Source organism: Streptomyces sp. NPDC017936, from assembly GCF_044328485.1.
Classification (GTDB): Bacteria; Actinomycetota; Actinomycetes; order Streptomycetales; family Streptomycetaceae; genus Streptomyces.
In genome coordinates this window covers 123536-136392 of the sequence record NZ_JBIRHK010000016.1, presented here as the reverse complement: position 1 = coordinate 136392, position 12857 = coordinate 123536, and the positions used below count along the sequence as shown (strand labels likewise).

The 12857-nt window shown below is 72.7% G+C and carries 12 protein-coding genes and 1 riboswitch; of the genes, 8 read left to right on the top strand and 4 right to left on the bottom strand.

Annotation, left to right across the window (positions count from 1 at the left end; translation table 11 throughout):
- The first annotated feature begins 10 nt into the window (after nucleotides 1–10).
- The 8 genes from tsf (at nucleotide 11) to ACH4F6_RS29620 (ending at nucleotide 8948) form a co-directional block, all read left to right on the top strand.
- Entirely contained in the window at nucleotides 11–847 is an 837-nt protein-coding gene (gene tsf, locus ACH4F6_RS29655) for a translation elongation factor Ts (RefSeq protein ID WP_397963453.1), read from the top strand.
- Between the two features lie 189 nt (nucleotides 848–1036).
- Nucleotides 1037–1795, top strand: coding sequence for a UMP kinase (pyrH, locus tag ACH4F6_RS29650; RefSeq protein WP_397963452.1), 759 nt, complete (start codon nucleotides 1037–1039; stop codon nucleotides 1793–1795).
- A gap of 193 nt (nucleotides 1796–1988) precedes the next feature.
- Nucleotides 1989–2546 (top strand): ribosome recycling factor, encoded by a 558-nt coding sequence (gene frr, locus ACH4F6_RS29645; protein ID WP_067041614.1) that lies wholly within the window; start codon nucleotides 1989–1991, stop codon nucleotides 2544–2546.
- Nucleotides 2546–3727, top strand: a complete 1182-nt coding sequence (locus ACH4F6_RS29640; RefSeq protein WP_397963451.1) for a phosphatidate cytidylyltransferase — start codon at nucleotides 2546–2548, stop codon at nucleotides 3725–3727. Before frr ends, ACH4F6_RS29640 begins: the two co-directional genes overlap by 1 nt.
- 111 nt (nucleotides 3728–3838) lie before the next feature.
- Nucleotides 3839–4945 carry a 23S rRNA (adenine(2503)-C(2))-methyltransferase RlmN gene (gene rlmN / locus ACH4F6_RS29635; protein ID WP_397963450.1) on the top strand — a complete coding sequence of 369 codons (1107 nt, stop codon included), beginning with the start codon at nucleotides 3839–3841 and terminating at the stop codon, nucleotides 4943–4945.
- Between the two features lie 27 nt (nucleotides 4946–4972).
- Nucleotides 4973–5079: riboswitch (TPP riboswitch) on the top strand.
- 100 nt (nucleotides 5080–5179) lie between these two features.
- On the top strand, nucleotides 5180–6247 hold the full coding sequence (locus ACH4F6_RS29630; protein WP_397963516.1) for a thiamine ABC transporter substrate binding subunit: 1068 nt from the start codon (nucleotides 5180–5182) through the stop codon (nucleotides 6245–6247).
- Nucleotides 6223–7929: an ABC transporter permease gene (locus tag ACH4F6_RS29625; RefSeq protein WP_397963449.1), complete on the top strand. Its 1707-nt coding sequence runs from the start codon at nucleotides 6223–6225 to the stop codon at nucleotides 7927–7929. Before ACH4F6_RS29630 ends, ACH4F6_RS29625 begins: the two co-directional genes overlap by 25 nt.
- Entirely contained in the window at nucleotides 7929–8948 is a 1020-nt protein-coding gene (locus ACH4F6_RS29620) for an ABC transporter ATP-binding protein (protein ID WP_397963448.1), read from the top strand. The genes ACH4F6_RS29625 and ACH4F6_RS29620 overlap by 1 nt, the downstream gene beginning before the upstream one ends.
- A 143-nt stretch (nucleotides 8949–9091) precedes the next feature.
- On the opposite strand, the gene ACH4F6_RS29615 is transcribed toward ACH4F6_RS29620, so the two are convergent.
- The 4 genes from ACH4F6_RS29615 to ACH4F6_RS29600 form a co-directional block, all read right to left on the bottom strand.
- A complete protein-coding gene (locus tag ACH4F6_RS29615; protein WP_397963447.1) occupies nucleotides 9092–9847 on the bottom strand; it encodes an LAETG motif-containing sortase-dependent surface protein in 756 nt (251 codons plus the stop codon).
- Between the two features lie 224 nt (nucleotides 9848–10071).
- Nucleotides 10072–10491, bottom strand: coding sequence for a VOC family protein (locus ACH4F6_RS29610; protein ID WP_397963446.1), 420 nt, complete (start codon nucleotides 10489–10491; stop codon nucleotides 10072–10074).
- Between the two features lie 165 nt (nucleotides 10492–10656).
- Nucleotides 10657–12072, bottom strand: a complete 1416-nt coding sequence (locus tag ACH4F6_RS29605) for a hypothetical protein (RefSeq protein ID WP_397963445.1) — start codon at nucleotides 12070–12072, stop codon at nucleotides 10657–10659.
- Nucleotides 12054–12800: an ABC transporter ATP-binding protein gene (locus ACH4F6_RS29600; protein WP_397963444.1), complete on the bottom strand. Its 747-nt coding sequence runs from the start codon at nucleotides 12798–12800 to the stop codon at nucleotides 12054–12056. The genes ACH4F6_RS29605 and ACH4F6_RS29600 overlap by 19 nt, the downstream gene beginning before the upstream one ends.
- Nucleotides 12801–12857: the final 57 nt, after the last annotated feature.

The window sequence follows — 12857 nt, the reverse complement described above, 5'->3', positions numbered from 1 at the left end:
TCACAGACTCATGGCGAACTACACCGCCGCCGACGTCAAGAAGCTCCGCGAGCTCACCGGCGCCGGCATGATGGACTGCAAGAAGGCGCTGGACGAGGCCGAGGGCAACGTCGAGAAGGCCGTCGAGGCGCTCCGGATCAAGGGCCAGAAGGGCGTCGCCAAGCGCGAGGGCCGCTCCGCCGAGAACGGTGCCGTGGTCTCGATCATCGCCGACGACAACTCCTCCGGCGTGCTGGTCGAGCTGAAGTGCGAGACGGACTTCGTCGCCAAGGGCGACAAGTTCCAGGCCGCCGCCAACACGATCGCGGAGCACATCGCCAAGAGCTCCCCGGCCGACCTCGAGGCCCTGCTCGCCTCCGAGATCGAGCCCGGCAAGACCGTCCAGGCGTTCGTGGACGAGGCCAACGCCAACCTGGGCGAGAAGATCGTCCTGGACCGCTTCGCGCAGTTCGCCGACGGCTTCGTGCTCGCCTACATGCACCGCACGATGCCCGACCTGCCGCCGCAGATCGGCGTCCTCGTCGAGCTCGACAAGCCGAACGCCGAGGTCGCCAAGGGCGTCGCGCAGCACATCGCCGCCTTCGCGCCGAAGTACCTCTCCAAGGAGGACGTGCCGGCCGAGGTCGTCGAGTCCGAGCGCCGCATCGCCGAGGAGACCACCCGCGCCGAGGGCAAGCCCGAGGCCGCGATCGCCAAGATCGTCGAGGGTCGTCTCAACGGCTTCTTCAAGGACGCCACGCTGCTCGGCCAGCCGTACGCGCTCGACAACAAGAAGTCCGTCCAGAAGATCCTGGACGAGGCCGGTGTCACCCTGAAGCGCTTCACGCGCATCAAGGTCGGCATCTGAGTCCGTACCGCGACGGACGCGCGACCCCGATAGGGTCGACAGCAGTCGTCCGGGTACGTCGTCACTGGACGCGTGACGGACGACAGCAGATCTGACGAGGAGGCCATTGCCGCGCATGGGTTGCGAACGACACCCCACCGGCAATGGCCTTCTTCGCATGTGCACCACGTGAAAGAGGCGGGATCTCCCATGACCACCAAGGCCCAGAAGAGCGACGACGGCAAAGTGAGCGGCCGGTTCCTGCTGAAGCTGTCCGGAGAGGCATTCTCCGGCGGCGGGGGCCTGGGCGTGGACCCCGACGTGGTGCACAAGATCGCCCGCGAGATCGCGGCCGTGGTGCGCGACGGCGCCCAGATCGCGGTCGTCATCGGCGGCGGCAACTTCTTCCGCGGCGCCGAACTCCAGGTGCGCGGCATGGACCGGGCCCGCTCGGACTACATGGGCATGCTCGGCACCGTGATGAACTGCCTCGCCCTCCAGGACTTCCTGGAGAAGGAGGGCATCGACAGCCGGGTCCAGACCGCCATCACCATGGGCCAGGTCGCCGAGCCGTACATCCCGCTGCGCGCCGTGCGCCACCTGGAGAAGGGCCGCGTGGTCATCTTCGGCGCCGGCATGGGCATGCCGTACTTCTCCACCGACACCACCGCCGCGCAGCGCGCCCTCGAGATCGACGCCGAGGCGCTGCTGATGGGCAAGAACGGGGTGGACGGCGTCTACGACTCCGACCCGAAGACCAACCCGGAAGCGGTCAAGTTCGACTCCCTCGGCTACGGCGAGGTCATCACGCGCGAGCTGAAGGTCGCCGACGCCACCGCGATCACGCTGTGCCGTGACAACAAGCTCCCGATCCTCGTCTTCGAGCTTCTGGCCGAGGGCAATATCGCGCGGGCCGTCAAGGGTGAGAAGATCGGCACGCTTGTGGGTGACCAAGGCAGCCGGAGCTGACCGGTGACCGCCGGTCCGACCGGCGGCGCACCCGGTCCGTACGGCAACACCTGACCGGGGGACGGACCCTGGTCGGGGGATGGACAATGTCCTGCCGGTCGGGAACCGTGCAGGAAGAAGACGCGACGCAGCCGGCCGCCGCCCCCCGCAAGGAACCGCAGCCGGGCCTACTCAAGACACGCAGGAGCAAGTGGTGATCGAAGAGACCCTCCTCGAGGCCGAGGAGAAGATGGAGAAGGCCGTCGTGGTCGCCAAGGAGGACTTCGCCGCGATCCGCACCGGGCGTGCGCACCCGGCGATGTTCAACAAGATCGTGGCGGACTACTACGGTGCGCCGACGCCGATCAACCAGCTGGCCTCGTTCTCGGTGCCGGAGCCGCGCATGGCGGTCGTGACCCCGTTCGACAAGAGCGCGCTGCGCAACATCGAGCAGGCGATCCGGGACTCCGACCTGGGCGTCAACCCGAGCAACGACGGCAACATCATCCGCGTGGTGTTCCCCGAGCTCACCGAGGAGCGCCGCCGCGACTACATCAAGGTCGCCAAGGGCAAGGCGGAGGACGCCCGGGTGTCGATCCGTTCGGTGCGCCGCAAGGCCAAGGACGCCATCGACAAGCTGATCAAGGACGGCGAGGTCGGCGAGGACGAGGGCCGCCGTGCGGAGAAGGAGCTCGACGACACCACCGCGAAGTACGTCGCCCAGGTGGACGAGCTCCTGAAGCACAAGGAAGCGGAGCTGCTCGAGGTCTGATGAACGACTCTTCCTGGGGCGCTCCGCCGCACGCCGGTTCACCGGCCGGGTACTGGGGGCCCACCGACCGGGGGCCGGCCCAGGGCGCTGCCCCGGCGGGTCCCGCGTACGATGCGCCTGAGGCGCAGCAGACTCGCCCCATGCCCGTCGTCCCCGACGTACCCGCTCACGGCGGAAACCAGGATGACGACCGGGGGGCCGCCCGGCCGGGCGGCCCCTTGTTCCGAGAGGGGACGTTCCACGGCGGGACGTCCCCGCACCAGATGTTCCGCGACGAGACCCCGTCGGCGCAGCCCCATGCGGCGGTGCCGCAGAATCCGGATCCCATGCCCGACGCCCCGCAGCCGGCGCCCGCACCGCAGAAGAAGAGCGCGGGCCGAGACCTGGGCGCGGCCATAGGGGTCGGGGTCGGTCTCGGCGTGGTGATCGTCGCCTCGCTGTTCATCGTCAAGGCCGTGTTCGTCGGCGTCATAGCGGTCGCCGTCGTCGTGGGCCTGTGGGAGCTGACCAGCCGGCTCCAGGAGCGCAAGGGCATCAAGGCGCCGCTGGTGCCGCTCGCGCTCGGCGGTGCCGCGATGGTCGTCGCCGGGTACGTCAGGGGCGCCGAGGGGGCGTGGGTCGCCATGGCCCTGACCGCGCTGGCGGTCCTGGTCTGGCGCATGACGGAACCGCCGGAGGGCTACCTCAAGGACGTCACCGCCGGTGTCTTCGCGGCCTTCTACGTCCCGTTCCTGGCCACCTTCGTCGCCTTGATGCTCACGGCCGACGACGGGGCGCAGCGCGTGCTGACCTTCCTGGTGCTGACGGTGGTCAGCGACACCGGCGCGTACGCCGTCGGCTGGCGCTTCGGCCGGCACAAGCTCGCCCCGCGCATCAGTCCCGGCAAGACCCGCGAGGGCCTGCTCGGCGCGGTGTCGTTCGCGATGGTCGCCGGCGCGCTGTGCATGCAGTTCCTCATCGACGACGGCACCTGGTGGCAGGGCCTGCTCCTCGGCCTCGCGGTCGCGGCCAGCGCCACGCTCGGTGACCTCGGCGAGTCCATGATCAAGCGGGACCTGGGCATCAAGGACATGGGCACGCTGCTCCCGGGCCACGGCGGCATCATGGACCGGCTGGACTCGCTGCTGCCGACGGCGCCGGTCGTCTGGCTCCTCCTGGTGCTGTTCGTCGGCTCCGGCTGACCGGTCCGCACCCGGCCGACCCGAGCCCCCGTCCCCCGCGGACGGGGGCTCGTCGCGTGCTCCGGCCGGCCGACCGGGTCACCCGAGTGGATCTGCGACACTGGTAGGGCCATGCCTAAGCCCGGAGAACTCGTTTTCGTCGCCCCCCGCGGAGCCAAGAAGCCGCCGCGGCATCTCGCCGACCTCTCGCCCGCCGAGCGGAAGGAGGCGGTCGCGGAGATCGGTGAGAAGCCGTTCCGGGCGAAGCAGCTGTCGCAGCACTACTTCGCGCGGTACGCGCACGACCCGGCGGAGTGGACCGACATCCCCGCCGGGGCGCGCGACAAGCTGCGCGAGGCGCTGCTGCCCGACCTGATGACGGTGGTCCGGCACCTGTCGACCGACCAGGGCACCACCCGCAAGACGCTGTGGCGGCTGTTCGACGGCACGCTCGTGGAGTCGGTGCTGATGCGTTACCCGGACCGGGTGACGATGTGCATCAGCTCCCAGGCGGGCTGCGGGATGAACTGCCCGTTCTGCGCCACCGGACAGGCCGGGCTGGACCGGAACCTGTCGACGGCGGAGATCGTGCACCAGATCGTCGACGGGATGCGGGCGCTGAGGGACGGGGAGGTCCCGGGCGGGCCGGCCCGGCTGTCCAACATCGTCTTCATGGGCATGGGCGAGCCCCTCGCCAACTACAAGCGGGTCGTCGGCGCGATCCGCGCGCTCACCGACCCGACGCCGGACGGGCTCGGCCTGTCGCAGCGCGGGATCACCGTGTCGACGGTCGGGCTGGTGCCGGCCATCCACCGGTTCTCCGACGAGGGCTTCAAGTGCCGGCTCGCCATCTCGCTGCACGCCCCGGACGACGAGCTGCGCGACACCCTCGTCCCCGTGAACACGCGGTGGAAGGTGCGCGAGGTGCTCGACGCGGGCTTCGAGTACGCCGAGAAGTCCGGCCGCCGGCTGTCCATCGAGTACGCCCTGATCCGCGACATCAACGACCAGGCCTGGCGCGGCGACCGCCTGGGACGGCTCCTCAAGGGCCGACCGGTGCACGTCAACCTGATCCCGCTCAACCCGACGCCCGGCTCGAAGTGGACCGCCTCCCGGCCCGAGGACGAGAAGGCGTTCGTCGAGGCCATCGCGGCGCACGGGGTGCCGGTCACCATCCGGGACACCCGCGGCCAGGAGATCGACGGGGCCTGTGGTCAGCTCGCCGCCACCGAGCGGTAGTCTGATCCCGGACAACTTCATACCTTCATATTCCGACAGGGGAGCGCCACAGCGCTGAGAGTGCGGCAACCGGCCGCAGACCCTCTGAACCTCGCCCAGGTCATTCTGGGTAGGAAGTTCGGTCATCACTCGAGCTGTTGCGCCCTGCCCGGGTACCCGCGGAGTCTCCGCGGGTCCCGGGCAGGGCCGCGTCTCTTCCTGGTCAACCCCAGGAGGAATCCAGTGCACACCAGGATGTTCGTGGCCGCGGCGGTCGGCCTCGGTCTCGTCACGCTGTCCGCGTGCGGTTCGTCGTCCGGCGACACCGGATCAGGTGGCGACCCGAAGACCGTCACCCTCGTCAGCCACGACTCGTGGGCCGTGACGAAGAGCGTGCTCGCCGACTTCGAGAAGCAGTCCGGCTACAAGGTGAAGGTCCTCACCGACGGCGACGCCGGGCAGGCCGTCAACAAGGCGATCCTCACCAAGGACAACCCGCAGGGCGACGTCTTCTTCGGCGTCGACAACACGCTCCTGTCCCGCGCCCTCGACAACGGCCTGTTCCAGCCGTACGAGGCCAAGGGCCTCGACCGGGTCGGCGCCGCGTACCGGCTCGACGCGGACAAGCACCGGGTCACCCCCGTCGACCACGGCGACGTCTGCGTCAACTACGACAAGAAGTACTTCGCCGACCACGAGCTGGCCCCGCCGGCCACCTTCGACGACCTGGTCAAGCCCGCCTACAGGAACCTCCTGGTCACCGAGAACGCCTCCACCTCCTCACCCGGCCTCGGCTTCCTGCTCGGTACGGCCGCCCGGTACGGCGACGACGGGTGGGAGGGCTACTGGAAGAAGCTGCGGGCCAACGGCGTGAAGGTGGTCTCCGGCTGGGAGCAGGCCTACAACGAGGAGTTCTCCGGTTCCGCGGGCGGCAGGAAGGCCGGGGGCGACCGGCCGCTCGTCGTCTCCTACGCCTCCTCGCCGCCCGCCGAGGTCGTCTTCGCCGACCCCAGGCCCACCACCGCGCCGACCGGCGTGGCCACCGGCACCTGCTTCCGGCAGGTCGAGTTCGCGGGGCTGCTGAGCAACGCGAGGAACAGCGCCGGCGGCAAGGCGCTCATCGACTTCCTGATCTCCCGGGAGTTCCAGGAGGACATGCCGCTCAACATGTTCGTCTACCCGGTGACCGAGGGCGCGGGCGTGCCCGCCGAGTTCACGAAGTACGGGCCCGCCGCGCAGGACCCCGAGACCATGGACCCGGCGAGGATCGCCGAGAACCGCGACCGGTGGGTCACGTCGTGGACCTCGCTCGTACTGAAGTGACCCCGGCCAGGAGGCCTTCCGGGAACGCGGCGCGGCTCGGGCTCATGGCCCTGCCCGTCGCGTTCTTCGGGATCTTCTTCGCCTACCCCGTCGCCGCGATCGTCTCGCGCGGACTCCACGTCGACGGGCAGTGGCGGTTCGGCCGCCTCCTCGACGTGCTCGGGCAGGCCGGCATCCGGCACGTCCTGTGGTTCACCACCTGGCAGGCGCTCGCCTCCACCGCGCTCACCCTGCTGCTGGCGCTGCCGGGCGCGTACGTCTTCGCGCGCCTGGACTTCCCGGGCAAGCAGGTGCTGCGGGCCGTCGTCACCGTCCCGTTCGTGCTGCCGACGGTCGTCGTCGGCACGGCGTTCCTCGCGCTCGTCGGGCGCGGCGGACTCCTCGACGACCTGTGGGGCGTACGGCTGGACACCACCGTGTGGGCGATCCTGCTCGCGCACGTCTTCTTCAACTACGCGGTCGTCGTGCGCACGGTGGGCGGGCTGTGGTCGCAGCTCGACCCCCGGCAGGAGGAGGCCGCGCGCATGCTCGGCGCCTCCCGGGCGCGGGCCTGGCGCACGGTCACCCTCCCCGCGCTCGGGCCCGCCGTGGCCGCCGCCGCGCTGATGGTCTTCCTCTTCACCTTCACCTCCTTCGGCGTGGTCCAGATCCTCGGCGGCCCCGCCTTCTCCACGCTCGAGGTGGAGATCTACCGGCAGACCTCCGAGATCTTCGACCTGTCCACGGCGGCCGTCCTGACGATCGTCCAGTTCGCGGCCGTGGGCGCGATCCTCGCCGTGCACGCCTGGACGGTGCGGCGGCGGGAGACCGCGCTGCGGCTGGTGGACGCGAAGCTGACCGCGCGGCGGCCGCGCGGGGCGGGGCAGTGGGCGCTGCTCGGCGGGGTGCTGGCGAGCATCGCCCTGCTGCTGGTGCTGCCGCCGGCCGTGCTGGTGCAGCGGTCGCTGGACGCGCCGGACCTCGCCTACTACCGGGCGCTGACCAGCGAGGAGGGCAACGTCTTCCTGGTGCCGCCGATCGAGGCGATCGGCAACTCGCTGGAGTACGCCGCCGCCGCGACCGCCCTCGCGCTGCTGATCGGCGGGCTGGCCGCGGCGGCCCTCACCCGGCGGGACGCCGGACGTCTCGTCCGGGGCTTCGACGCGCTGCTGATGCTGCCGCTGGGCGTCTCCGCGGTGACCGTCGGCTTCGGCTTCCTGATCGCGCTCGACGAGCCCCCGCTGGACCTGCGCGGCACCTGGATCCTGGTGCCGCTCGCCCAGGCGCTGGTCGGCGTCCCCTTCGTCGTGCGGACCATGCTGCCCGTGCTGCGGGCGGTGGACGGACGGCTGCGGGAGGCGGCGGCCGTGCTCGGGGCGTCGCCCTGGCGGGTGTGGCGGGAGGTGGACCTGCCGATGGTGCGGCGGGCGCTGCTCGTCGCGGCCGGGTTCGCCTTCGCGGTGTCGCTCGGGGAGTTCGGGGCGACGGTGTTCATCGCCCGGCCCGACAACCCCACGCTGCCGGTCGCGGTGGCGCGGCTGCTCGGGCGGGCCGGTGAGCTCAACTACGGGCAGGCGATGGCCCTGTCGACGATTCTGATGCTGGTGTGCGCGGTGGCCCTGCTGGTGCTGGAGCGGCTGCTCCCCCAGTCTCGAACAGGCTCGACCGGGGGCACCCCCATCGACCGGACGGGGGAGTTCTGATGCTGTTGCGGCTCGAGGGCGCGACCGTGCGGTTCGGCGGACGGGCCGTGCTGGACGCCGTCGACCTCGCCGTCGCCGAGCACGAGGTGGTGTGCGTGCTCGGGCCGAGCGGCAGCGGCAAGTCGACGCTGCTGCGGGCGGTGGCCGGGCTGCAGCCCCTCGACGCCGGGCGGGTCCTGCTCGACGGGCGCGACCAGGCCGGGGTGGCCGCGCACCGGCGGGCGCTCGGGCTGATGTTCCAGGACCACCAGCTCTTCCCGCAGCGGGACGTGGGCGGCAACGTGGCCTTCGGGCTACGCATGCACGGCACGCCCAAGCGCCAACAGGCCGAGCGCGTGCAGGAGTTGCTGGACCTGGTCGGGCTGCCGGGCGCCGCCCGCCGGGCCGTCGCCGCGCTCTCGGGCGGTGAGCAGCAGCGGGTCGCGCTGGCGCGTGCGCTCGCGCCCCGGCCCCGGCTGCTGATGCTGGACGAACCGCTCGGCCAGCTCGACCGGTCGCTGCGCGAGCGACTGGTGGTCGAACTGCGGGAGCTGTTCGGCCGGTTGGGCACCACCGTGCTCGCGGTCACCCACGACCAGGGCGAGGCGTTCGCGCTGGCCGACCGGGTGGTGGTGATGCGGGACGGACGGATCGCCCAGTCCGGTACGCCGCTCGAGGTCTGGCAGCGGCCGGCGGACGCCTTCGTGGCCCGCTTCCTCGGCTTCGACAACGTGGTGGAGGCGAGCGTCGCCGAGGAGGCCGCGGACACCCCGTGGGGCAAGGTGCCGGTGCCGGCCGGCTCCGCGCAGGGCCCCCGCACGCTGCTGGTCCGCCCGGCCGGGGTGCGGCTGGTCGGCGCGGACGAGGGCTTGCGCTGCACGGTCGCCGCCCGCACCTTCCGGGGCACCCACGTCGCCGTCCGGCTCCAGCCGGAGGACGCGCCGCGCCTGGAGGCCGCCTGTGCGCTGCGGCTGGCGCCGGAGGTCGGGGACACGGTCGGGGTCGCGTTCGACCCGGCCGAGGTCGTCGTGCTCGACTGACCGGGCCGCCCCGGGACCGTCGCCGCGACAGCTCGCGCGGGAGGTCCTCGGGAGCGGGGACCGCCGGGGTTCCGGCGGGAGAGGACGACGTCCGGCCGGGACACCGGCGGCCCGTCCCCCGTCGGGGGAACGGGCCGTGGGGGTCAGCGGTCGGACGTGCCCCGGCGGCGCATGCCGAGGAACACCGCGCCGCCGCCCACGACGACCAGCACGGCCGCGATGCCGACGATCAGGCCGGTGCGGGAGCCGGCGCCGGTCTCGGCGAGGTTGGACTCGCCGACCGCGGGCGAGGGGGCGTTGCTCGCGGCGGGGTCCGCGGGTGCGGTGCTGTCACTCCCCGAGGGCGACGCGGGCGACGCGGGCGACGAGGGGGACGCGGGCGACGAGGCCGACGGGGCCGGCGTCGCGGACCCGGTCCCGGCCGGGGCGGAGGCGGAGTCCGACGGGGACGGCGACGGGCTGCTCGGAGCGGTGGGCTCGTCGTCGGCGTCCTCGGCCGTGCACGCCTTGGACGGGGTGGTCAGGTTCGGTGCGATGTCGGCGTTGACGTCGTCACCGGCCTTGACGTGGATCCGGTACTCGGCGCCCGGCTCCCAGTCCTCGGCGAAGGATATGGTGACGCCCCTGGCGGAGCCGGTGACCGTGGTGGCCACGCCGACCTGCCTCAGATCGGCGTTGTTGTTCTGGAGGAAGACCGTCACGACGGCCGGGGTCGCCGTCTTGTCCTTGTCGGTGACGGTGATGACGCCCTTCGCGCCGTCACAGGCGGCCTCGGCCGAGAACGTGCGGATGTCGGTGGCCAGTGCCGGGTCGGAGGCGCCGAGAACGAGGGCGGCCGAGGCGGCGGCGACACCGAGCAGGCGCACCGAACGAGCGGCGGTACGACGGGATGGGGACACGTTTGTCCTTTACGTGATGCGCAACTGCGGGGGGTGGCAGGGGAGGTGACGCCCCCGAAGCGGAGGCGACGGCATCCCCGGGAGTCTCACAGGTCTATAAGCGTTCCATAAGAACTGTCAACGTGTGGACACTTCCCGCCGTCGGCTTCACCCGCGCGCCGAACGGCCGGGCGGACGAAGCCGGTTGCCCCGCCCGTGCCCGCCACCGCCCGGTCCGCCGCGGATCAGCCCTCGATCGCCGAGGGGTCCATCCAGATGACCTCCCAGGTGTGGCCGTCGAGGTCGTCGAAGGCCCGGCCGTACATGAAGCCGTGGTCCTGGGTCTCGCCGCTGGGCGTGCCGCCCGAGGCCAGGGCGCGGTCGACGAGTGCGTCGACCTGCTCGCGGCTCGGCGCGCTCAGCGCGATCAGGACCTCGCTGGTCCTCGTGGAGTCCGCGATCTCCTTCTTGGTGAAGGTCGAGTAGAACGGCTTGGTGAGCAGCATCGCGACGATGGTGTCGCTGATCACCACGGAGGCCGCGTTCTCGTCGCTGAACCGGGGGTCGATCGAGTAGCCCAGCTCCGTGAAGAACTTCTTCGAGGCGTCGAGGTCGTTCACGGGCAGGTTGACGAAGATCATCTGCTGGTGGGCGGGGGCGGTCATGGGTCTCTCCCTGGGGTGCGTGCGGCGGGTCCGCGCCGCTTGTGCGTGGTGTTCGGTGGGGTGGACCCGGGGACCGGGCGGAACTCATCGGCGCTCGCGGATTCTCTTCACACGAGTTCTCCCGCGGGGCGCCGCCCCGGTCCCGGTGCCGGTTCCCGTACGGGGTCAGCCGGCCAGGGGGAGGGCCGCCAGCACGGCCACGAGCAGGGTGAGCGGGAGGAAGAGGGCCGCCAGGGCGGCGGCGCGGAGCGCTGCCGCGGTGCGCAGCGTCGTGTTCGGCGCGCCGAGGCGGAGCAGGGCGGCGGTGGTGTCGGCGCGGGCCTGGCGTGCCTCCACGGCCGCGGTGAGGAGCGTGGCGAGGGTGCAGCCGGTGACGAGCAGGGCGCCGAGGGTGGTGAGCGGGCCGAGGGCCGGGTCGGCCGGGTCGTACAGGACGGCCGTGCTGTACGCGCCGGAGGCCACCGCGCACAGGACGCCCAGGGGACGGCCGATGCGGGACGCCTCCTGCATCAGGCCGCGGCCCGCCAGCAGACGGAGGGCGCCGGGGCGGGCCGCCTGCAGCAGGCGGCCGCACAGGTGGGTGAGGCCGGGCCCGGCGAGGGCGAGACCGAGCGCGGTGAACGCCCAGCCGACGAGGACCGCGGCGGGGCCGGTCGGGCCGCCGGGGAGGGTGACGTGCGTGTCACCGGGGGTGTGGGCCGCGTAGGCCTCCACGGCGAGGCCGGCGGCGAGGAACGCCGCGCCCCAGGGGAGCGCGGTGGGGTCGGGGGGAGTGGGGTCCGGCGTCCGTCCGCCGGCCTCCGGCGTGCCGTCCGCGCCGTCCGGCGTCGGCGCGGTGCGGTCCGCGCCGCCCTGCGCCGCCCCGGCGGCCTCGTCGCCCGCGGGGTGACGGGAGGTCACGCCGCCGTTCACGGTCCGACGGGCCGGCGCGCCGCCGTCCGCGTCCTGACGGGCCCTCGTCCACGCCCCGAAGCGGCCGTACGTCCCGAACGTCTCGCGTGCCCCCCGTCCCCGGACGTCGAACCGGCGCAGGGAGCGTCCGGTGCCCTGGGACCGTGCCGCCGGCCGGGTCTCCCGGGGGCGCAGCGACAGGGCCACCGCCACCGACGCCGTCACCGGGACCCACGCCAGCAGGGTCAGGGCGGCCGGCAGGGGGAGGGGGACGTCCGCGGCCAGGAGGCCCGCGGCCGCTCCGTCGAAGGGCATGCCCGTGAGGTCGCCGCGCAGGTGCAGGAAGACCAGGAGGGCCAGCAGGGAGCCGAGGGCCGTGGAGAGGGCCGTGGTGGTGGCCGAGACGGCCATCAGCCGGGCGGGACCCAGGCCGATCGCCGCCAGGCCGGGGCGCGGGCGGGTGCCGGGGTCGGTGCGGGCGACCGCGAGGGCGAAGTGGACCGTCGTCGCGAGGGGGACCGTGCACCAGGCCAGGCGCAGCGCGGAGGCGGCCGGCGTGCCGGGGTGGGTCAGGGCGTGGCCGAGGGTGCACAGCAGGAGGAAGCCGGTGCCCGCCGAGGCCGTCGTCACCAGCAGGCGGCGCAGGTGGACGGCGGGGTGGGCGCTGCGGGTCAGGCGGAGAGCGAGCACGCCGCCCGGCCTTCCGTCTCGTTCTCCCTGACCGGCGGCAGGTGGACCGTCTTCACCCGGCGTCCGTCGAGGAGGGGCACCGAGCGGTCGGCGAGGGCCGCGGTCTCCGGGTCGTGGGTGGCCAGGACGACCGTGATGCCGTGGGAGCGGGCCGCCGTGGTGAGGGTGCGCAGGACGTGGGCGCGGTCCGCGCGGTGCAGGGGCGCGGTCGGCTCGTCGGCGAAGAGGACCGAGGGGGCCGGGGCCAGGGCGCGGGTGATGCACACGCGCTGGCGCTCCGACTGGGTCAGCTCGTGCGGCCGGCAGCGCGACCGCTCGCCCACGTCGAGACGCTCCAGCCACTCCAGCGCGGCGGCCTTGGCGCGGCGGCGGCCGGTGCCGCGCAGCATCAGGGGCAGGGCCGCGTTCTCCCAGACGTTGAGCTCGGGGACGAGGACCGGGGCCGGGTCGATCCAGCCGAAGCGGTCGCGGCGCAGCCGCTCGCGCGCCATCGGGCCCATCGTGTGCACGGGGACGCTGTTGAACCAGACCTCGCCGCGCTGGACGGGCACGAGGCCGGACAGGCAGTGCAGCAGGGTCGTCTTGCCGCTGCCGCGCGGGCCGGTGACGGCGAGGATCTCGCCCTCCCGCACCCCGAGCGAGACACCGCCGAGCGCGGGGGAGCCGTCGCGGTGCGTGAAGTGCAGGGACCGTGCCCACAGCACGTCGTTGTCCGGCGGGGCCTCCATGGGCGTACACCTCGGTTCAGATCCGTAGTTCCCGATGCCGTTCCCCCGTCCGGGGGA

Coding starts and splice junctions, on each gene's coding strand:
- ACH4F6_RS29630 (WP_397963516.1), top strand. CDS start 5,180: ATGTTCGTGGCCGCGGCGGTCGGCCTCGGTCTCGTCACGCTGTCCGCG.
- ACH4F6_RS29640 (WP_397963451.1), top strand. CDS start 2,546: ATGAACGACTCTTCCTGGGGCGCTCCGCCGCACGCCGGTTCACCGGCC.
- ACH4F6_RS29620 (WP_397963448.1), top strand. CDS start 7,929: ATGCTGTTGCGGCTCGAGGGCGCGACCGTGCGGTTCGGCGGACGGGCC.
- ACH4F6_RS29610 (WP_397963446.1), bottom strand. CDS start 10,491: ATGACCGCCCCCGCCCACCAGCAGATGATCTTCGTCAACCTGCCCGTG.
- pyrH (WP_397963452.1), top strand. CDS start 1,037: ATGACCACCAAGGCCCAGAAGAGCGACGACGGCAAAGTGAGCGGCCGG.
- tsf (WP_397963453.1), top strand. CDS start 11: ATGGCGAACTACACCGCCGCCGACGTCAAGAAGCTCCGCGAGCTCACC.
- ACH4F6_RS29600 (WP_397963444.1), bottom strand. CDS start 12,800: ATGGAGGCCCCGCCGGACAACGACGTGCTGTGGGCACGGTCCCTGCAC.
- rlmN (WP_397963450.1), top strand. CDS start 3,839: ATGCCTAAGCCCGGAGAACTCGTTTTCGTCGCCCCCCGCGGAGCCAAG.